This is a genomic window from Acinetobacter sp. ANC 3832 (genome assembly GCF_002135415.1).
Lineage (GTDB): Bacteria > Pseudomonadota > Gammaproteobacteria > Pseudomonadales > Moraxellaceae > Acinetobacter.
The window spans coordinates 352,590-375,424 of the sequence record NZ_NEGJ01000001.1; the positions used below are offsets into that span (position 1 = coordinate 352,590).

16 protein-coding genes are annotated in these 22,835 nt (G+C 36.8%); 8 read left to right on the plus strand and 8 right to left on the minus strand.

Annotated elements, in window-relative coordinates; translation table 11 throughout:
* Nucleotides 1-10 precede the first annotated feature (10 nt).
* The 3 genes from rpsG to B9T35_RS01700 form a co-directional block, all read right to left on the minus strand.
* A complete protein-coding gene (gene rpsG / locus B9T35_RS01690) occupies nt 11-481 on the minus strand; it encodes a 30S ribosomal protein S7 (protein ID WP_016657334.1) in 471 nt (156 codons plus the stop codon).
* A 170-nt stretch (nt 482-651) separates the two neighbouring features.
* Nucleotides 652-1,026 (minus strand): 30S ribosomal protein S12, encoded by a 375-nt coding sequence (rpsL, locus tag B9T35_RS01695; protein ID WP_002050319.1) that lies wholly within the window; start codon nt 1,024-1,026, stop codon nt 652-654.
* A 154-nt stretch (nt 1,027-1,180) separates the two neighbouring features.
* Entirely contained in the window at nt 1,181-2,674 is a 1,494-nt protein-coding gene (locus B9T35_RS01700; protein ID WP_086189395.1) for an EcsC family protein, read from the minus strand.
* Nucleotides 2,675-3,029: 355 nt separating this feature from the next.
* Between B9T35_RS01700 and B9T35_RS01705 the strand changes: the two genes are divergently transcribed.
* The 7 genes from B9T35_RS01705 (at nt 3,030) to hemJ (ending at nt 16,190) form a co-directional block, all read left to right on the plus strand.
* Entirely contained in the window at nt 3,030-4,127 is a 1,098-nt protein-coding gene (locus tag B9T35_RS01705; protein WP_086189396.1) for an ATP-binding protein, read from the plus strand.
* Between the two features lie 2 nt (nt 4,128-4,129).
* On the plus strand, nt 4,130-6,769 hold the full coding sequence (locus B9T35_RS01710) for a DUF5682 family protein (protein WP_086189397.1): 2,640 nt from the start codon (nt 4,130-4,132) through the stop codon (nt 6,767-6,769).
* A gap of 91 nt (nt 6,770-6,860) precedes the next feature.
* Nucleotides 6,861-7,952 (plus strand): VWA domain-containing protein, encoded by a 1,092-nt coding sequence (locus B9T35_RS01715; protein ID WP_416202414.1) that lies wholly within the window; start codon nt 6,861-6,863, stop codon nt 7,950-7,952.
* Nucleotides 7,949-10,171: a hypothetical protein gene (locus tag B9T35_RS01720; protein ID WP_086189399.1), complete on the plus strand. Its 2,223-nt coding sequence runs from the start codon at nt 7,949-7,951 to the stop codon at nt 10,169-10,171. The genes B9T35_RS01715 and B9T35_RS01720 overlap by 4 nt, the downstream gene beginning before the upstream one ends.
* Nucleotides 10,172-10,321: 150 nt before the next feature.
* Nucleotides 10,322-14,131: a DUF4132 domain-containing protein gene (locus B9T35_RS01725; protein ID WP_086189400.1), complete on the plus strand. Its 3,810-nt coding sequence runs from the start codon at nt 10,322-10,324 to the stop codon at nt 14,129-14,131.
* Nucleotides 14,132-14,414: 283 nt separating this feature from the next.
* A complete protein-coding gene (locus tag B9T35_RS01730) occupies nt 14,415-15,647 on the plus strand; it encodes a beta-ketoacyl synthase N-terminal-like domain-containing protein (protein ID WP_086189401.1) in 1,233 nt (410 codons plus the stop codon).
* A 90-nt stretch (nt 15,648-15,737) separates the two neighbouring features.
* Nucleotides 15,738-16,190, plus strand: a complete 453-nt coding sequence (hemJ, locus tag B9T35_RS01735) for a protoporphyrinogen oxidase HemJ (protein ID WP_086189402.1) — start codon at nt 15,738-15,740, stop codon at nt 16,188-16,190.
* Between the two features lie 81 nt (nt 16,191-16,271).
* Here hemJ and B9T35_RS01740 read toward each other — a convergent pair whose 3' ends face one another.
* From B9T35_RS01740 to B9T35_RS01760, 5 genes are all read right to left on the minus strand, one after another.
* A complete protein-coding gene (locus B9T35_RS01740) occupies nt 16,272-17,399 on the minus strand; it encodes an acyltransferase family protein (protein ID WP_086189403.1) in 1,128 nt (375 codons plus the stop codon).
* A gap of 171 nt (nt 17,400-17,570) precedes the next feature.
* Nucleotides 17,571-19,001, minus strand: coding sequence for an amino acid permease (locus tag B9T35_RS01745; protein ID WP_086189404.1), 1,431 nt, complete (start codon nt 18,999-19,001; stop codon nt 17,571-17,573).
* Nucleotides 19,002-19,269: 268 nt separating this feature from the next.
* A complete protein-coding gene (locus tag B9T35_RS01750; protein WP_213033342.1) occupies nt 19,270-19,644 on the minus strand; it encodes a RidA family protein in 375 nt (124 codons plus the stop codon).
* Nucleotides 19,645-19,654: 10 nt separating this feature from the next.
* On the minus strand, nt 19,655-20,779 hold the full coding sequence (gene alr / locus B9T35_RS01755) for an alanine racemase (RefSeq protein ID WP_086189405.1): 1,125 nt from the start codon (nt 20,777-20,779) through the stop codon (nt 19,655-19,657).
* A 165-nt stretch (nt 20,780-20,944) separates the two neighbouring features.
* Nucleotides 20,945-22,204, minus strand: a complete 1,260-nt coding sequence (locus tag B9T35_RS01760) for a D-amino acid dehydrogenase (protein ID WP_086189406.1) — start codon at nt 22,202-22,204, stop codon at nt 20,945-20,947.
* Between the two features lie 138 nt (nt 22,205-22,342).
* On the opposite strand from B9T35_RS01760, the gene B9T35_RS01765 reads away from it, so the two are divergent.
* Nucleotides 22,343-22,807, plus strand: coding sequence for an Lrp/AsnC ligand binding domain-containing protein (locus B9T35_RS01765; RefSeq protein ID WP_086189407.1), 465 nt, complete (start codon nt 22,343-22,345; stop codon nt 22,805-22,807).
* Nucleotides 22,808-22,835: the final 28 nt, after the last annotated feature.

The following is a 22,835-nucleotide window of genomic DNA, read 5'->3' on the forward strand; positions in this document are numbered from 1 at the left end:
TTTTAGCCGCTTAGAAGCGGTAGTGAGAGAAGGCTTTGTTGGCTTCAGCCATACGATGCACATCTTCACGTTTTTTGATCGCTGAGCCTTTACCTTCAGCAGCATCAAGCAACTCGCCAGCTAGACGTAAAGCCATAGTTTTTTCAGAACGCTTAGCAGCAGCATCTACTAACCAACGCATAGCCAAGGCAGTACGACGGGATGGGCGCACTTCCATAGGTACTTGGTATGTAGCACCACCAACACGGCGTGCTTTTACTTCGACCATAGGACGAACTTTTTCAAGAGTAGTCTCGAAAAATTCAACTGGGTCTACTTTATTTTTTTCTTGAACGCGGTCTAAAGCACCGTAAACGATACTTTCTGCAATCGATTTTTTACCGTCTTGCATTACGTGGTTCATGAATTTAGCGATTGTTTGGCTGCCGAACTTAGGATCCGGAAGGATTTCACGGGCAGCGACTACGCGACGTCTTGGCATTTTAACACCTAATAATATGACACTTCAGGGTAATCCAGCAGCTTGTGCAAGTGTCACGCACGGTACGCTGGCCTTACTATACGTCGCTTGAATTTCAATAAATTAATGCAGAAATCAGACAAGCGATACGGTTACAGCACTTTCAATCTTAAGAGAATCTTGTAAAAAGATTATTTCTTAGGACGTTTAGTACCGTATTTAGAGCGAGATTGGTTACGATCTTTCACACCAGCGCAGTCTAAAGAACCACGAACGGTATGGTAACGTACACCTGGTAAATCTTTAACACGACCACCACGGATAAGAACAACACTGTGCTCTTGAAGGTTATGGCCTTCACCACCGATGTAGCTTGATACTTCAAAACCTGAAGTTAAGCGAACACGGCAAACTTTACGCATTGCTGAGTTAGGTTTTTTAGGTGTAGTTGTGTAAACACGTGTACAAACACCACGACGTTGTGGGCAAGCCTTCAACGCTGGAACTTTTGATTTCTCAACCAAAGTCGTACGACCCTTACGGATCAACTGATTTGTTGTTGCCATATGGCAAATCTCCCGTTAATAAAAAACCTCAAAAAATACCACTTTTTGAGGGCATGCAATTGTATGCCAATAACTAAAAATGGTCAACATTCGACACGCAGTCAAATGTTAACCATTTCAATGTTTATTGAGAGTCAAACCTACTCTCTCCCAGTTATTTTTCCTGATTTTTTGTAACTTTTGTTACCGTTGGTGTTGATGCTTTACGCGGTGTCCGTTTTTTTGTCGCTGTTTTAGGCTCATCAACAACAGTTTTATCCTGAGCAACATCAGGCTGAGCCACGTTTTGCACCCCTTCCTTCGCAGGAGCATCCTTTTGAGCTTGCCCTTCAGCAGTTTCTGTAGATGGCTCTCCTTGGGTTGAAGCCTCAACTTTTGACTGCACAGTTTGATCTACATTCTGAACAGGCTCTTTAATGTTTTTATCTGTAAGTGTTTTGACAGATTGATCTATTTCTGTGGGAGTACTTAATTCAGTGATCTCAGCTTGCTTATTCTGCTCAAGCTTTAAATCTGCATTTGCACCCTTGTCTATTGCTTGCTCAGAAATAACAGATGGTGATACCTGCTCTGCTTTTACATCTTGTAGCGACAATGGACTGATTTGTGCCAAAAGTTGCCCTGCTTTTTCATAAGCAGTTAATGCATCTATCTTTTGATCAGGATGTTCAATTAGATACTGACGTGCTGTTAAAAATACAGCTTGGGCTTTATCCGTCGCATCATCGACCAATTTCCAACTATATACAGCACTAATACCAATGGTAGCTAAAGGCGTCAGTTTTGATAGAAGTCCTAATTTAGGTAAACCATTGAGCCATGACCATTTAAATGAGCCATCTTCGTTGGAAATCCATTTTTTGATCAGCTCTGCATCATTTGCTGACCCTAATAACTGTTGCAACTGATCGATATTGTGCGTTTGCATCACATTGGCAACCGTACGAACCGCCATCAATAAAGCTTGTTTTTCTGCAACTGAACCCAAATCAATTTGTTTAAAGATGAACTCTACAACATCTTGATCTTTATGACTCAACTCAAAACCATGTGCACGCCCAGTTTGATAAATACTTCTTAAAGCCAATGCAATAGAGGTTGGTACATCAATTGCTGAACCAATAACACCCGTAGCGCCTGTTAAAGTTCCTTGTACTGCTGCAATGATTTTATTTTGATTGGCTAAAGCCTGACTAATCCGTTGTGAACGAGCAGGATCATTTGCTAAAGCACTTAAATCCTTCACGCCTACTTCTTTTAATAAAGCATCAACAGAACTTGACTCTGAAACAAAATCATTCAGTTTATCAAAAAAATAATCAGCTAATTTATCATTCAAATCTGGTGAAATAAATGAAGCGACATTATTCACTTTTTTATAATGGCGACCCAGTAATTGACTTGAGAGCTTAGGCAGTTGTTCACGTATCATTTGTTGTGGATTATCGTACGATTTTTTTTCAAATCCACCTTTCTCTCGGGCTACACTTTGCACAACCTGATGATCTTGTGGCGCTTGCGTTATCTTGGCAACAGTCCCTGGTGCAACATGATTTAATACACTTAAGCCAGTCGTACTGAGATTTTTAGCCACTCCAAAGGCATTCGAGATAAATCCGCCTGATTGTTTATTATTAGAATTTGCCATTTAAATCCAACCTCTCAATCAATTTTATTTACTTTTAATATTAGGGATTATTACTTTAGATCTCAACTTGAATGTGTATTGATTCATTAAGAGAGTAAATACGTTTAACGTTACGCATCTTACATTTACATTCACTCTTATCATCCAGCAATCCGATTTATGAGCTTAGGTAACACAAGATGTTATATCTTCAATTTCATATAAATCACAATATAAGGTGTAGATGAGTAACATCAGTTACCTTAGTGTAAACCTTAAGTCATAATTTGTCGTAGTCTCTTATCACTCTACTAGTCATCCTTGCTTTTGCTCGTTATGATAATTCAATGTTTAGCCTCATTTGAATAAAATACCAATGAATGATAATCACAATAATGTAATTCAACTTAGACTGAATGCTGAACAAAAATATAGCGAAGAGTTAAATCGTTTACATGAACAAGATCAACATCGAAAACCTCAAGGATGGACATTATCGGCATATGCAGTGCGAGCCTTTATTTTAGGTGATCCTAAACTAAATATTCAGAAAAAGTTTTATGGCGATGATGCATTAGTCGATCGTGCTTTAGTCACCTTAATGGGCAACCAAGGCCTCATGTTAGTTGGTGAACCTGGTACAGCAAAATCAATGCTGTCTGAGTTATTTAGTGCTGCAATTAGTGGCAATTCACAACTGACCATTCAAGGTACAGCAGGAACAACTGAAGATCATATTAAATATTCTTGGAATTATGCATTATTACTTTCTGAAGGACCGACTGAAAAATCATTAATTCCATCACCGATTTTTTATGCAATGCAAAAAGGTCAAATCGCGCGTTTTGAAGAAATTACGCGCTGTCCACCTGAAATTCAAGATGTTTTGGTCTCTTTGCTTTCTGAGAAACAAATGATGATTCCAGAAATGGGACAAGATTTTAGCCTTCAAGCTCAATATGGTTTTAATTTAATTGCGACTGCAAACTTACGTGATCGTGGCGTACATGAAATGTCTGCAGCGTTAAAACGGCGCTTTAATTTTGAAACAGTGAAGCCAATACGTGATCGTCAATTTGAAATTGAATTGGTTCAACAACAATTAAAACAACAACTGGCTGAATTATATTCAGAGCTAAAAGTTCAACCACAAGTGATTGAACTTTTAGTGACTATTTTTAATGAACTTCGTACAGGTCAGAGCTTACAAGGTGCGACCTTAAAGACACCTGATGCGGTTATGTCAACAGCGGAAGCAGTCAATATTGCCCATGCAGCAGGCTTACAAGCAATCTATTTAAGTGATGGAGTTTTACGTGCAGAACACATTGCACAACAACTTATTGGCGTGGTGTTTAAAGATAACCCTGATGATGCAAAGCGCCTCCGTTATTATTTAGATACAGTGGTTAAAGAGCGCGCTCGTCAAGATAGTGACTGGAAAGCATTTTATGAGGCGAGTCGTGAGTTTTAAAAATGCCTAATTTTATTGAAACAATAAATATGGATTTACCCACTCGTTTGTCGAATGCTTTTCAGTCTAAACAACTGTTAGCAGATCAACAGATTTTTTTTGCTCCTATTCGGCATCATAGCCCGGCTTGTGCCTATGCATTACAACACTATATTCAGCAACTCAAGCCGACCCATATTTTTATTGAAGCCCCTGAATCTTTTCAATTTTTATTGGAAAGCTTACTAGATGCTGAAACACAACCGCCTGTTGCAGTATTTGCTCAAGCGCAATCTTCACAAACCAGAACATCAAAACCAAATCATCCTCAAGAAGATCCCCCCTCAGAGCTTGTCAATCCTGAAAACGAATTACCTGAGTTGAATTCAGCCTATTTCCCTTTTTGTGAATATTCACCAGAATGGATTGCCTTAAAACAAGGACGCCAGATTCAAGCTCAACTTAAATTTATTGATTTATCTTGGGCCAAACAAAGTACTTTTAAAGCTGAACAAGAGGTTTTAGATTGGCAGCAAAAAAATCTCATTTCTGAGCGTTATTTAGCTCATAGCCAATTTATTCAAAAATTAGCGACACAACTTCATTGCCGTAACCATGATGAATTATGGGATCATTTATTTGAACTCCAACCTCAAGAAAAACTGAAAGATGCAGAATATTTTTTTAATGAGGTATTTACCTGGTGTTCATTTGCACGTTTAGACTATGAAAAAGATGTCCTACTGCAAGAAGCCTCTTTACATCGTGAAGACTGTATGTGGCAACACATTCAACAAGCCAGACAAGCTGAACATAGAATTTTGGTCGTGACAGGAGGCTTTCATACACTGGCATTAATAGAAAGCCTCGTTCAACCACAGCAGACTGAACGCTTTATTATTGAGAATAAAAAACAAACATGGCAAGAACAGGCATGGTTAATTCGGTATAGTTTTGATCGTTTAGATGCTCTAAATGGCTATGCATCAGGAATGCCATCCCCTGCTTACTATCAACATGTATGGTTAGATTTAAATACAGAAGAGCAACACAGTCCTGCTCAAATTCAACAACAATTTTTCCAGTATCTGAATCAACTCTGCCATTATTTAGATCATGAACAGACCTTAGATGTTACTCCATATATTGCTCTTAAAAATACGGCAGAATTAGCATGGAAACTTGCCGAATTACGTGGACATTATCGCCCCAGTAGATATGACCTTTTAGATGCTCTACAATCTGCTTTAGTTAAAGGTGAGATCGGCGATGGTCAACACCATTTATTTGCAAAAGTTTATCAATTTCTAAGTGGGCAGCAACTCGGCAAAGTTGCCAAAAATCAACATAGCCCAGCATTATTGCAAAATACCTATCAACAAATTGCAAAATATCGCTTTAATTTAAATGACACTATTTCTCGTACACGAAAATTAGATATTTATCGTAAAAATTTACATCAAGATATAAGTCAATTTTTACATTTATTAGAATTTGTAGACTGTGGTTTTGCTCATCGCCTTTCAGGCCCAGACTTTGTTCATGGCGTAGGTTTAGATTTACTGTTTGAAGAGTGGCGTTATGCATGGTCTCCAAGTGTCGAAGCGAGGCTCATTGAGTTAGCCGAGTTAGGTGACCAATTGAAGTACATTGCGCTAGGTAAAATTATAGCCTTGCAAAAAAATAATGAACAAAATGGTTTAGGACAATCAGCCTTCGAAACAGCAAAACTTTTAGCTTTAGCCTGCCGTTTGGGCTTAAAACAACAATTACAGTATTTGAGTCAACAGCTAGATCATTTTTTAGAGTCAGGTCAAAATTTAACATCATTAATTGGTGCCGCACAGCAACTTTATTATTTATGGCACGGTAGAAAACTTTTACAACTTCCAGAACAACAATTACAGCACAGCTTACAACAAGCTTTATTTCAAGCATGTTTTTTACTGGATCAGCTCAATGATACGCACGAAGAAAAAATTGAACAAAATTTAAAAGACTTAAAAACCTTACACGAATTGATTCTCAATTTAAAACAGCAAGTTTTCTTAGATCATCAAACTCTTCATCCTTCTGACGATCACCATGTAAATACCGTTAACTTATTAGACTTAATGTATCAACACATTGATGTGCAAAAATTAGATGAATTTCATCTCAGTAAACTTAAAGGTGCAGTAGATGTATTAATGTTTTTAGATGATCGGTTACAACAAGATCAGCTTAAAGAAAAATTAAAGTTAGCCTTTGCAGTTGGGAGTGATGCCGAAGAAGCAACCCAATATTTACATGGCATGTTTTATATTGCACCTGAAATTTTTGTACAGTCTGAGATTGCTATTCATGCATTGCATGAATTAGTCACACATTGGTCAGAAGAGACTTTTATACGAATACTACCCGATTTACGCTATATATTTAGTCAACTGTCTCCGAAACAAAGTACAACTGTCTCCAAAACTATCGCAATAATGACAGGTTTAGGAAATGAGGTCATTTTAGATCAAGTGATGAGTCATATTAGTGCGAATGACGTTATGGAAGGCGTAAAATTAAATTTACAATTACAACAAATGCTCCAAAACGATCATTTAGAAAATTGGATTAAAGCCTCCCCAATACAGTCCAATATACAATCACAAATAAAAAATATAGAGGACTAAAATGACTCATCCATTACATCCTCAAGATTTTGATGATCAAAATATAGATCAAGCTTTAGATACCTTAGAACAAGCACGTCGTTGGCGTTTAATGTTAGGACGTTATGCAGATCAAAATTTATCGCAAGCAAACTTATCCACTGAACAATTAAAAATTGAACGTAATTTAGATTATCTATATCAACAAGAATATAAACGTCGTGGCGTTGAGCAAAGTAAAAATCGACATGGTGGCTTAGAAGCCTCACAATTAACCGCGATTAACTGGTTAAATCAAAGTCGTAAATTATTTCCTAAATCAACATTTGAGCGCATGCAACGCCAAGCAATAGAACGCTATCAAATGACGGATTTATTGAAAAATCCACAGCATGTAAAACAACTTGAACCAAACCCTGCAGTTGCAAAAGCTTTACTGAGCATGCGGGGTCGGTTAAGTGTAGACATGAAAGAAGCCATTCGTGAATTGATTCAGAAAGTGGTTGAAGAATTACTGCAAAAAATTCGTACTCAATTTTTACAAGCGCTACAAGGTAGACGCAATCGTTTCCGTCGCTCCCACATAAAACAGGCGCAAAATTTTGATTGGCGTAGAACTATCCGTGAAAACTTAAAACATTACCAACCTGATTTACAAAAATTAATTATTCAAAATCCATATTTTAATGCACGAGTACAAAAGCACTTACCGTGGGAAATTGTGCTGTGCGTCGATCAAAGTGGTTCAATGCTTGACTCAGTGATGTACGCAGCGATTTGTGCCAGTATTCTGTCGGCTCTTCCTGCAGTCAATATCAGCTTGGTTTTATTTGATACGCAAGTTGTAGATTTAAGCCATATGACACATGACCCTGTAGAAGTTTTACTGACAATTCAACTCGGTGGCGGAACCAATATCGGTCAAGCTTTACAATATTGTGCTAAAAAAATTAAACAACCATCACGTAGTATTTTAGTTTTAATTAGTGATTTTGAAGAAGGTGCATCTGTACAACACATGCTGAATACTACGGCAGAATTACATCAACAAGGCTGTAAATTGCTAGGACTTGCAGCATTAGACCAAGAAGCAAATCCTACTTACGATATGAATATGGCTCAACAGCTGCAAGATCGAGGTATGAAAATTGCTGCGATGACGCCTGAACACTTAGCCACATGGTTTGCAGAGGTGATGCAATGAGTTGGCAAATTTACATTCAATATGATGAAGATAGCTTAACCTTACACAGTAATGCAGGACTATTAAGACGTGCAAAAAAGTCTTTACTAGATGTACAACTCATTGAGAAAAATCATACAGAACTCCAGTTTCAAGTCGAAGATTGCAAAGTAACCCTCTACCCACATGGAATTACGACAGCACAATGTAACTGCTCTTCCATCGATTGTTGTAAACATATTCTGAGCAGTATTTTATGGATTCAGCAAAATGTTGAACCCTTAAATTTAGTTGATGCCACAAATAATCCATCTGAAACATCTGAAACACATCCAAATCATTTAAATAGTCATACAGAAATTCATCTCGATAGCCGTATAGAAAATAATGATCAAATAACAGCAACTATTAGTTTCGCAGAAGCTGCTACATCAAACCCTCAAACAGCCCATGATGATGTATTAATTCGTCAGATATTGGCCTTTGATACTCCATCTATTTTAAAACAAGCTGGTAAAATAAATACGCGTTTGGCTTTCCAATTTTTTCAAAACTGGTGTCAAAATCCAGAGCTATGCCAAATTGAAATACAATCTGAAAGAATTAGTTTTAAAACTGAATTAAGCCCAAGTAAAATTTTTCTGTATCCCCAATTAGGTTTAACGGGCATGCTTTCTGAAATTCCAGATAAGCAACGACTTGCAGGTCATGTTGCATGTATCGCTTATTTTTTCAAAAAACATGCATCTGAGGAATGGCATTGGCCTGAAAATCTAAATTTATCTCAGACAGATACATCTGATCAACTCACTCAATATGATGTTGTATTTATTCATGAAATCCAAAGACTTTGTTTAACATTTATTCAACAAGGTTTATCACATTTAGCCAAAGAATCGGTATTGGCTTTACATATTTTAAATATGCAAGCTCGCGCACAAGACCTGCCTCGACTTGCGAGTGAGTTACGCCGCTTACATGGTGCAATGCGACAATTTTTAGATCAAAACACACAGATAGATGAAGCACAAATTTTTAATCAATTGGCTTATTTATATAGTTATTTAGCAGCATTACTGCAATTTCAAAACCAATCTCAAAATCAAAATCAGCCCAGCGCACTCAAAAGATTACGTGGTTCAATTCAACGTGATTATCAAGAAAGAAATGTTGAACATCTGATTCCATTAGGTTGTGAATGGTGGCAACTCGATAGCGGTGCACGAGGTCTAACCGTTTGTTTTTGGGATGTTCAACAAAATTTACTAACTGAAGTAACACAAGCGCGTGCAAATTATTTAGATCAAACTTTTAATAAACAAAGTGCTGAAAGTTCAGGAATTTGGGGAACCAGTCTAGATTATTTACTCAAACATCAAATTCAACTAACTCAAGCCAAACTCAGCTCAGAAATGCAACTGAGTGCAAGTACCGACACTCGTTTTCTGCAAAAAAGTTTAATCACTGAATTAAAGCCTCATGATTTGAATCTTTTGAATATAGGTTATTCAGATTGGCAACAATTTCAACAAGCGCTTAAGCCACAATCTAGTATTGAACAATCGACTATTCGATATGCATTTTTAACGCATAAAGAAATTAATAAACCTGAATTAAATGAATTAGAACAATGTTTTGAATGTCGTGTTGTAGATGAACATAATATAAGTTTAAAACTCAGTATTCCCATTCAACCTGAATATCAAATCAGAATTAAACACTTAACTCAATTAATTCAGAATGAAAATATTATTGCCACATTGGTTCGTATTGATTCATCCAAACACGAAATTCGCTTGATTCCATGTAGTATTTTTTTACATAAAAATGAAAAATTGAGTGTTTTTAGCTTAGATTATCACTCCCCACCTAGACCCAAAAAGAGCTCACTTTTCGAACTCATTTCTGGACGAATTGAAAAACTGTTGGAACAAAAAAAACAATGGCAAAGTGATTCTCAGCAATCAGCATTTGACATATTGATGAATCAAACTCAATCATTTATTGAGTTTTATGCCAATATTGGGCGTGCTCAATTAGATTCTACTGATCAAACAAAGCTTTTTGAGCTTGCACAACAATTTGATGCATTAGGGTTAAGTCTTCTTTCACAAAGTCTGAAAAAACGTCCTCAAGAATGTTCACTTCCCCATCTTTTACTCCAATGGCGACATCTGTTATTACAATTACAACGACTGACCTACAAACTTCCTTTAGAAGGACAAGTTATGTCGTGTTAAATTAATTTAGGGGTTAATTTAATCTTAATTTTTTTTATACTTTTATTTAGTCATCCATTATTTTCATAACAAGCATTATCTCTACCCCATAGTTTTATAGTTACATTAAAATATCAGCAATGTGGACTTGCAACATTAAGGATTAATTAAATGTTAAATGAATTATTCAATAAAATTGAATCACTTTTTTCTAAAAAGAACGATAAATCGACTGAACCAAAGCAAACAGATAATAGTAAAGAAATACAAGACTATAATGAACAATTGACACAAAAAGTTCAGCAAATCTATCAAGTGTTTGTCCCACTGGCTGAAATTGAACCGAACCTACACAAAAATGTTGTGATGTTCATTTTTGAAGGTAGCAACCCAGAAGTTCTATTGAAATTACAACAACTACCTGATGATAAAGCCTTAGCATTATTGGCCTGTCCAGGAACTTATAATTGGTTCTCACCGACTTATAACCTGACGAAGAACCAAGAAAAACTTGCTCAAGCATCTCATAAAGCTCGACATACTTTATATGGTTATTTATTTGAATATCTAAGCAATGAACAAATTATTCGTTATGCCAAAATTTTAGATGCTGCCACACAGAAACGAAATTTTACTGCGATTCATGATCAAATTCCGTCATGGTTTATCTATTTAATTATCGATGCCTTAGTCACAACTTATGATGATCATGGTTTTAAACAATTAAACGGCTCCAAACTATTAAAACAAAATTGGACGCATCAAAAACTATTTGATCTTTTAGAAAGTGATGAAAAGGGTGCAGGTGAACATTATCTTTCTATGCTGTTTGAACGAAAAAATATTGAGAGTTACTATTCAGATCGTTTAGAGAAAATTTTTAATTTTACCGATACTCACGAGTTTATTCAGTCACGTTTAGAACAATTAGTAGAGATCATTCCACCACTTAGTGTAAATGGGCAATCTATATTTTTAAATTATATTACAAAACAAAAAGACCTTTTTATTCAAATTCCAAAGTTAATTGTTCAATTAGCTATCGGTAAATCAAAAACTATTCGTGAAAAAGCCACCAGCTCTTTAAGTCTACTCAAACCAGAAGATAGTCAAAAATACTTACAAGATTTTTTACTCAATGGCCAAAGTAAAGAACGGAGTTATGCGGCTGAATTATTAGCTCGTTTAGGCGAACATAATATAAAGGTTTTAGAACACGCTTTAGCAGAAGAAAAACAAAAATCAGTTCAGCAAGTGATTCTTTCATCTATACAGCGTTTGCAATCAATGGCAACCGTAGATCAAGAACTCAGTTTTGAAATTCCAGAATTTACACCTATCATTGAACAAAAAATCCCTGAGAGTTTTACTGAAATCATTTTGGATAATTATCAGCAAATTTTAGCAAAAGCTGAACAATCGGCTGCCAATGAAATTGAAGAAAATAAGTCTCGTGATTATAAATATGACTGGGCACAAAAGAATCTATCTAACTTAAAAAAAGTGAAACCTGAAACTTTAAAAAGTGTCGTAAGCCAAATTAATGGTGAAATGGCTCGAAAGTCATTTGGAAATGATGAGCAAATTATTAATTTACAGAAAAAGATACAGAATTATTCTGAATTTTCTATCATTCATGCTTTAAGAATTATTGTTGCTAGAAGAAATTCAAATTATATCTATTGGGAATCACTTTTTGATTTACTAAAACCAGAACATTATATCCATTTAGAGCTACGTCAACTTGCACAAGCCTTAAAGCAAACCAATTTTAATAATCCAAATCGACTCATTGCGCAAGGAGTACTCGCTGATTGGAATGAATTGTTTAGCTATTTTACTGAGCCTGAGCAGGTATGGCCTTTCTTTGCAGAAAATATGGCATTTTTAACCGAAGCTTTAGGATTATCACCATCTTTGGAGGAAAACTCTTATCGAAGTTTTAGTCCAGCAAAAGCCATTGAGATTTTAAGTTATTTTCCAGCTTTACCCCAACAATTTATCCCCCGTTTACTTGAATTAGCATTGGGTGAAAATAAGCGTTTACGTGTAGATGCTCAGCAAGCCTTACAAAACTTACCAGATATTCATTTACGCGCTATTGAAGCATTGGAATCAGGTAAACAAGAAATTAGAATTACCGCTATTGAATGGTTAGCTCGTTTACAACACCAAGCTGCTATTCCTGCATTAAATACTTTACTAAATAAAGAAAAAAAAGAAGTTGTTCGTGCGGCTCTGTTAACCGCTTTAGAAAAACTAGGTCAGGATATCAGTTCATATTTATCTCCTGATGTTTTATTAAAAGAAGCTGAGCAAGGTTTAAAAACTAAACTTTCGAGCAGTTTGGCATGGTTTGACTTTAGCACTCTACCTCAAGTGAAATGGCATAATGGCGAGAGCGTTGATCCACGAATCATTCAATGGTGGACAATACTGGCAGAGAAACTCAAAGAGCCCAAAGCCAATGAACTATTACAATTATATATTGCTTTATTGGACTCAAAAAGTCAGCAACAACTTGCCAATCATTTATTGCATCAATTTATTCACCAAGATACCCGTGGTCCAACACTTGAAGAAGCGACAGCAATTGCAGTAAAAGAAGCACCAAGTCGACTTAAAAACTATCAAGATTGGTATAAGCGTTATCCTGAATATTATGCAGAATACGCCAATGCAACACTTGAACAGATTATTGAAGAAATTAAACGAGCACAATTGGCTACTTATTTAGGTTCAGCAATTAAAAGTAAAGGTCTCCTTGCACTCACAAATACGGCTCAAGGCAGCTTTGCTGTTAAACAATTGCAAGACTATATGAAGCAACACTACCCTCGTCGTGCTCAAATTGAAGCAATGATTTCAGCTTTATCTATGAGTAATGACCCTTTAATTATTCAACTCTTACTCTCTTTATCTCGTCGTTATCGTACTGCCTCTGTACAAGCACTGGCCAACACCTTGGTTTCTGAAATTGCTGAACGGAATCAATGGTCCAATGATGAATTGGCAGATCGAACTATTCCTACAGCAGGTTTAGATGAAAATGCTATTTTGAATCTACAATATGGTGAGCGTAATTTCACCGCAATTGTGGATGCTAAAGATAAATTTATTCTTAAAAATGAAGATGGCAAAGAAATTAAAGCTTTACCTGCTGCTCGACAAAATGATGATGAAGCTCTAATTAAAGAAGCGAAAGCCTTATTCAGTACCAGCAAAAAAGAGTTTAAACAAGTCGTGGATATGCAAACAGGTCGTTTGTATGAGGCCATGTGTAGTGAACGTCAGTGGAATGTAGCCGAATGGCAAGAGTATATTTTTGAACATCCTATTATGAAGCGCCTAATTCAGAGTTTGGTTTGGATAGAAGTAAAAATAGATGGCGAAAAAGTTAGTTTTAGACCGAGTGATGATGGTGCACTACTGAATTTGGATGATGATGAAATTGAATTAAGCTCTAAAAGTAAAATTCAAATTTCACATGCAGTTTTAGTCGGTACGGATGAAGCTAAAGCTTGGATTGAACATTTTAAAGATTATAAAGTGCAGTTTTTATTTGAGCAGATGACACATCACTTACCAAATTTGGAAAATCCTAAAGCAACACAAATTGATGATCATAGGGGCTGGTTAACCGATACATATACACTGCGTGGAATCATTACGAAACTCGGTTATCAGCGTTCAAGTATTGAAGATGGTGGTTCATTTGATCGCTATACCAAATCATATAATCAACTGGGTTTGGATGTACAAATCACATTCAGTGGTAGCTATGTTCCTGAAGAAAATATTCCCGCTGTGTTATATGAGTTAGAATTTGAAAAGCAAGGCAAACGCTCATGGAGTAATTCAGCATTGCTGTTAAATGATATTCCGCCAATTTTACTGGCAGAAAGTTATGCCGATTATTTAAAAGTTGCACAAGCTTGTTCAGGGTTTGATCCTGAATGGGAAAAGAAAACTCCTTGGTGAGTAGAGCTATTTAAAGCGTCTTTTAAAAATGAGGGCTAAAAACCATCTATATTTACACATGTGTATGGATGGTTTTGCCTAATTGATCTAAATATCACCCATGAATTCATTTTATTACACAAATAACAAATCTACCTATTTTCAATTATTTAGTTAGGTTTTAAACATTCAATATGTGGATTCAAATGATGGACAAGAATCAATATCTTTCGCCATTGAACTGAAAAAGTAAACACGTTTAAATGTAAACATTCATTCTGTATTCTAAAATAAAGGACTTTGCATGAACCGTCGTGTTGTTATTACGGGTATGGGTATTAACTCGTGTATAGGTAACTCGTTAGAGGATGTGACCCATTCATTAAAAAATGGAATTTCGGGCACACGCCACAATCCGACTTATGCTGAGCTGAATTTTAAAAGTCATGTCAGTGCAGCAGCTGTACAGGACTTTGATGGTATTGACCGTAAACTTAAGCGTTTTATGGGTGTATGTGCAATGTATGCCTACAATGCTGCTTTAGCTGCAATTGAGCATGCAGGGTTAACACCAGAGCAAATGGGTAGCAACCCTCGTTATGGTATTGCAGGCGGTTCAGGTGGTGGTTCTACTGCTTCAGTTGTCGAAATGAAAGATCTTTTAGACAGCAAAGGTGCACGTAAGATTGGTCCTTTCTTTGTGCCACGCAATATGTCAAATACCATTACAGCAAACGTCGGGGTGGCATTTAAATTACAAGGTGTTGCACATTCAATTACCAGTGCTTGTGCAACCTCTGCCGATGCCATTGGTTATGCATACAACCTCATCCAATTGGGCAAACAAGATTTAATGCTTGCAGGTGGTGGTGAAGAAGATCACTGGTCACAAAGCTTATTATTTGATGCCATGGGTGCATTATCTTCGAAATATAATGATGTTGCTGAAACAGCTTCACGCCCATACTCTGCTGACCGTGATGGTTTTGTGATTGCAGGTGGTGGTGGTTTTGTGATTTTAGAATCACTTGAACATGCGCAAGCACGTGATGCAAATATTCTTGCTGAAGTTGTTGGCTATGCAGCTAACTCTGATGGTGCAGATATGGTTGCACCAAGCGGTGAAGGCGCTACACGTTGTATCTTAATGGCTTTAGAAGAAGCCAAACAACATGGCGTAGATAAAATTGACTATGTGAATACACATGGTACATCTACCCCTGCTGGTGATGTGACTGAACTTCAAGCCATGGGTCGCGCTTTTGGTGAAGGAAATGTTCCACCACTCAGCTCAACCAAATCGATGACAGGTCATAGCTTGGGCGCTGCTGGTGTTCAAGAAGCAATTTATTCTGTACTGATGATGCAAAATGACTTTATTGCACCAAACATCAATGTGACTGAGCTTGATGAAGGCACAAAAGGTTATGACATCGTACTTGAAAAACGTGACGCAAAATTGAATACTGTGATGAGTAACAGTTTCGGTTTTGGCGGTGTAAATGCCTGCCTCATTTTCAAAAAATGGGAAGGTTAAGAGCTAAGAATTATTGATCATTCAATGTTACTGTTTAAAATAACTTTGAATGATCAACTTCTGCCACACTGCCCTTAAAAGGGTAAATTGATGGATGCTCCTTCTGATGCTTTCCTGTGGGTAAAGGCATTACATATTATTGCAGTCGTATGCTGGTTCGCTGCTCTGTTTTATCTACCACGTTTATTTGTCTATCACGCCATGAGTGATGATGTTGTCAGTCATCAACGTTTTGAGATCATGGAACGTAAGTTGTACCGAGGGATTATGTGGCCATCTATGATTGCTACACTCATCACGGCACATTTCTTGGTGGATTGGGGTGATGCAACACGGCATTACCACGAAGCAACATGGTTTTATCTAAAAGTTGGCTTAGTTGGTCTATTGGTGGTTTACCATTTTGTTTGTGGTCATTACCGTAAAAAGCTGATTGGCAATGCACATTATAAGTCACATAAGTTTTGGCGTTATTTTAATGAAATGCCAACCTTGATTTTATTTGCAGTGGTAATATTAGTAGTAGTAAAACCGACCTTCTAATATACAAATTTAAAACCTCCGTAATGGAGGTTTTTTATGATTGAACTTTTCAAAACAAAAGCATTATTCAAAAGTACTATATTATTCAGATCGAATTAATTTTTTCCGAATCTTCACATTCAATGGTGTTGAATAATACCTTTCAATCGCCCAGCTCAATACAAAAGTTGCAATAAAAAATATGGGGAGTAACATCAATTTTTCAGCAGGGAGTGTTTCTTTAGGAAAATAAAAGACTTTAAAGAACCCTAGAACAATCAGGTGAAATAAATACATTTCATAACTACGTTGCCCAATCCAAACCATCACTTTCGAAATTGGTGACTGAGCTTCTATTTGAGGGTTCTGCGCAAAACAGAAAATCAAGATTGCTGATAACAGTGCAAAAATACTGATGCTCCAAGTGCTAACTTCTTTAATCGGTGCATACACATACAAGCCAATCATCAAAATAGAAACGCAAACTATCAACAAGGCTTTAACTTGTCCTTTCCACTGAACGGTTTGAGCTACTTGTAATTTATGAACAATCAATGCAGTTAAACTGCCTATCGCTATGCCATCAAAACTGGAAAAATAATGATACAAATATGCGCCACTTTCTTCACCCGCATGTAGAGAACGAAAATACGGTGCATAACAAATCACAGCAAGCAGAAAGAGGATAAAGCCTTTGCCACGCCCCAATATCAAACAAAGTATTGGGAAAGCCAAATAAAAAACTTCCTCAACCGATAATGACCACAACACACCCAGTCCATAGTTCACCCAACCATATTTGATAATCAGGATATTCATCCAAAAAGTAAAAGCAGAAAAAACCGTTAATCCATAAGACACTTCAATATCGTTCGGTGCTTGATTCATAAATGGTTTTAAACCCAAACTTCCTAGAACTGTGACTATTGCGACCAATAAAACCAAACAGGGAATAATTCGGGCAATACGACGAATGTAGAAATCTTTAATACGAATCTTCGCCAAAGAATGATCACGCTTTAAAGTATGTTGGGTGATTAGAAATCCTGAAATAACAAAGAACATGGTCACACCATAATTACCATTACGAGCGACCAAGGTACTTAAACTTTCTCCAAAAACCTGTACACCTAAAAAAGTATCATGCAATTTATAAGGAATATTAAAGTGATGCAGTAGCACCAAAAGAATGGAAATTCCACGGAGCACATCAATTTTATAATTTCGCATTCAATCCATGCTTCGCTTATTTTCAAAGAGCTCTATTAAATGCGAATGATCATCTTATTTCATTTGATTTTTATATCAAAATTGCAAGAAATTGTTTTCACAATAAAAAAGCTAATGGATCAACATCAGCTTTTTTAGGTCTTTAAATCAGGGCTTTGAAACAACTGCTGATTATAATTTTTTATTCAACTTCTTCATTCGTGGTTTATAAAGCACTTGATAAGTGACTGCCAAAATAATCAACCACAATGGGCTAATAATTAAAGCTTTCAAAGTATCAGGTTCTAAAGCCAGAATAATTAAAGTGAAGAATAAGAAGATTAATACAATGTACGACATCCACACGCCACCTGGCATTTTAAAGGTCGATTTCTCATGTAATTCAGGGTTAATCTTTCTATAGCGAATGTAGCACACCATAATAATGCTCCAAATGCTGATGAATAGAATCACACAAAGCGAACTTGCTAAAGTGAAAGCTTCAATTGTATTTGGTACAAAATATTGTAATGCTGCGCCTGCCATAATAAAGAAGCAGGAAAAGATTAAGCCTTTTGCAGGAACGGCACGTTTAGACAATTTGCTCAATGCTTGAGGTGCTTGTCCATCTTTCGCCAAACCGAACAACATACGGCTTGTAGAGAATACACCACTGTTCATTGATGACATTACTGATGATAAAACCACAAGATTCATAATAATGGCTGAGGTTGGAATACCTGCATGCAAGAATAATGTAACGAATGGGCTTTGATCCGCAGGAATGAGATTCCATGGTGTCACTGACATTACAATAAACAATGCTAAAACATAAAACAAAATGATTCGAGTTGGAATTGCATTCACGGCTTTAGGTAAGTTCTTTTCAGGATCTTTGGTTTCTGCTGCCATAGTTCCAATCAGCTCTACACCAACAAAGGCAAATAACGCAATTTGGAAGCCGGCTAAGAAACCACTGCCCCCTTTAGGGAACATTCCCCCATGTGACCAGACATTACTAAAACTTGCGATAGAACCATCTGGAGAATGGAAATGAGTGAATACCATCACGGCACCAATGACGATCAGTCCAATAATGGCCATGATCTTAATCAGGGCAAACCAAAACTCAATTTCGCCAAACAGTTTGACTGTCAGTAAATTAATTCCCAATACAAAAAGGACACAACCCGCACTAATTAAAGCCTGTCCCATGGGGGTAAAAGCCACGCCTTCGGGTAGCCAGAACCCCAGATAGTTAATAATGGCGGCTAAATCTGCAATACCAACCAGAATCCAGCCTAACCAATAGGACCAACCAATATAGTAACCTGCACTTGGACCAATCAGGTCGTGTGCCATATCAATAAAGGATTTGTAGTGTAAATTGGCAAGAAGCATTTCCCCTAATGCACGCATGAGGAAAAAAAACATCGTACCAATAATCATATAAATAATGAGAATAGATGGACCAGCAAGTGAAATTGTCTTGCCCGAACCCATAAATAAACCTGTACCAATCGCCCCACCAATGGCAATTAACTGTAAATGGCGATTGGACAGTTTCCGCTGTAACTCGTGAGGCGACGCATGCTCGTCATCAGTTTGATGTGTTGTTGTCATGATAAAACATCCTTTTAAAATTTTTAAAGCAAGTAAACCGTGTATCAAACACAACTGAACGTTCCAGTATCAGTGCGATTTACCTATCTGAAATACACACGAAAAGAATCATTTTCTTTTCATTTATTTATGATCTTTTTCCTTGCTAAAATTTGGGAGAAATAAAGAATGAGAAATAGACCTCTTGCATAATGATTCAAAAGCCCTTTTTACTTTTCATTAAAGGAAAAATTAAAGGTGCTATGCAAGAAGTCCAATTAAAGCTCTATTATTTTTGAGCGGCGGTTACTGCAATTTCAATCAGCCAATCTGGATTAACCAAGTCTGCTTGAATAGTCGCTCTTGACGGCGCTACACAATCTTTCATCCAATCAATCCAAACAGCATTTACTTCTGAAAAATCAGCAAGATTTTTGATATACAATTGCGCTGACAATAAGCGTGATTTATCTGTCTCTGCTAAAGCAAGCAATTGGTCAATCGTCGCTAAAATTTCTTGCGTTTGACCAACAACATCCAACGCTGTGTTTTTAGGAACCTGACCTGATAAATAAACCACTTTATTGAAAATAGTCACAGCACTCATGACACCATTACTATTTATTTTCTGTATATCTTGATTCAATTGTTCGTTGTTTGACATTTTTATATCCTTAATGTTCATTTACAAAATTTACACGGTTTGTTACGCCACACATCAGCTCATAGCCGACTGTGCCTGAACTGATTGCCACTTCATCAATGGGTAATACAGCACCGCTTGAGGATTTACCCCACAGCACCACTTCACTACCAATTTCTGCATTTTCAACATGGGTTAAATCAACTGCGAGCATATCCATACTGACTCGACCAATCGTTTGACTTCGAATTGAATTCACCAATACAGGCGCATCGGTAGAAATTCGTTGATAACCATCTGCATAGCCACAAGCGACTATGCCAATTTTCATGGTTTGTTTTGCAATAAAACGTGAACCATAGCCCACTGTTTCATTGGCTTCTAAATTTTGGATTGCGATAATTTCACTTCGCAGGCTCATTGTCGGTTCAAGCTTCCAATCCTGAATATTATGTTCAGGGTAATCAGGTGAACTGCCATACAACATAATGCCACTTCGGACATAATCAGAATGTAGTTGTTTCGAATAGCGTAGCGTCGCTGCACTATTGCTGAGTGATCTTTTACCCGGTAAATCCCGAATAGCTTCTTCAAAAATTTGGCGTTGGTATTCTATGCCAGATCTTCCAAAGCGCTCACCATCTGCATCTGAAAAATGCATCATATGCGTGATCGAATGAATAGAATTTAGACTGTTGAGTTGATGCCATGCAGATTGATAGTGTTCTGGATTAAATCCGAGACGATTCATTCCACTGTTCATTTTTAAAAAAATATCAAATTGGACTATTTTTTGATCTTGCTGGTTTTGAATAACAGCATATTGCTGAATCCAGTCAATCTGATGCTGACTGTGAACAGTAAAACTCAGATTGTATTGATCGCAATCAAATAAATCTTGAGCTGAAAAAATGCCTTCCAATAATAAAATTGTACCTGTCCATCCTAAAGCACGAATTCGCTTTGCTTCTTCAATATCCAATAAAGCAAAACCATCAGCCGTTTTAAAGGATGAATACACCCGTTCAATGCCATGACCATAAGCGTTGGCTTTGACCACAGCGAAAACTTGACTATCGGGTGCCATTTCTCGTGCAATACTTAAATTATGTTGCAATGCATCGTGATGAATAACCGCTGTAATTGGACGTGGCATTTTATTCTTCCCTGAATAATTTTTTTCTAAACTGAATTGATCTAACTTGATCGATCTAAACAACTGAACTCAATATTCAACTTTTGCATAAAACCCTTTATTTATCCTTAAAGAAAAAAATAAAGAGCTTGTGCATGTTGATGTAGTATCTATTGACTGAAAAAGTTAGGCAGCACTTGGATAGCGTTTAATGGATAAACCATCGGTACTAATATCAGGTTTATGATTCAACACAATATCGCTAATTAATTTTCCTGAACCACACGCCATCGTCCAACCTAGAGTTCCATGACCAGTATTAAGGAATAGATTTTTAAAACGCGTTGCACCGATAATTGGCGTACTGTCTGGGGTCATTGGACGTAAGCCTGTCCAGAAAGAAGCTTGAGCCAAATCACCGCCTGGGAATAAATCTTGAGTGACCATTTCCAAAGTTGCACGACGATCTAGGTTTAAACCATGATTGAAACCACTCAATTCCGCCATACCACCCACACGGATACGCTGATCAAAACGCGTAATTGCAATTTTATAGGTTTCATCCAGTACTGTAGACTGAGGCGCGTAGGCTGGATCTACAATTGGAATGGTCAGTGAATAGCCTTTCACAGGATAAACGGGTAAATTCAACTCAAGCGGTTTAAGAAAATCACGTGAATAACTACCAAACGCCAATACATATTTATCAGCAGTCAGTACTTTCCCATCGACCACAACACCTTTGATTTCATTGCCTTCAACCACCAGTTTTTCAACATTCTGATTAAATTTGAAATCCACACCTAAACCTTTTGCAAGATTGGCTAAGGCATTGGTAAATAAATAGCAGTCACCTGTTTCATCATTTGGTAAATGCAAACCACCGACCAATTTATCTTTGGCATGTTCTAATGCAGGTTCAACTTTAGATAAATCATCTTTCAATAATAAACGATAGTCTACGCCACATTCTTTTAAGACTTGAATATCACGTTGTACCGCTTCAAGCTGAGCTTCATTACGAAATAATTGTAATGTTCCGTTTGAGCGATGTTCGTAACTAATACCAGTATCTTTTCTCAACTCTCTTAAACAATCACGGCTGTATTCTGCAACTCGTGTCATTCGTTCTTTGTTAATTGAATAACTTTGTGGATTACAGTTTTTTAGCATCTGTGCCATCCACTGTAACTGCCACATACTGCCATCCATATTAATTGCAAGCGGTGCATGATGTTGAAACATCCACTTCACTGCTTTAAATGGAATACCAGGTGCAGCCCATGGCGTAGAATAGCCCGGAGAGATTTGTCCTGCATTACCAAAACTGGTTTCTTCCGCAGGACCTGTTTGACGGTCTAAAACGGTAACTTCTGCTCCCTGCTGCGCTAGGTAATACGCACTTGCAACACCAATTACACCACTACCTAAGACGATTACACGCATGACGCATCCCTTTGCACTTATTAGTTTATTTAACTAGTATATTTGTCATTTAATAGTTTATTTCACCAATTTTAATACTATAATCTAGGTGATTTAACATTTTTGTCGTGTAATAAATCTAAATAAAGGAAATAATTGATGCGCACATTAGATCGTATTGATCGTATGATTTTAGATATTTTGCAAAAGGAAGGCAGAATCGCAATTAGTGAACTTGCGTCACGTGTAAATTTATCAACAACACCGTGTTCGGAACGCGTAAAACGTTTAGAGCGTGATGAAATTATTATGGGCTACCATGCACGGTTAAACCCAAAGCATTTAGATCGTAATTTATTGGTGTTTTTGGAAATTAGCTTATCTGCAAAGTCGGGTGATGTTTTTGAACAAGTCGCTAAAGATTTAATGGAAATACCTGAAGTACAAGAATGCCATTTAATTTCAGGAAATTTTGATTATTTGGTTAAAGCACGTTTAAAAGAAATGAGTACTTATCGTCGTTTATTGGGTGATTTACTGAAAAAATTACCCTCTTCAGCATCTTCACATAGTTATATTGTGATGGAAGAAATTAAAGAAACGCTGTATTTGGATGTGAAATAATATACGGCGAATATTAGGCATCTTATAT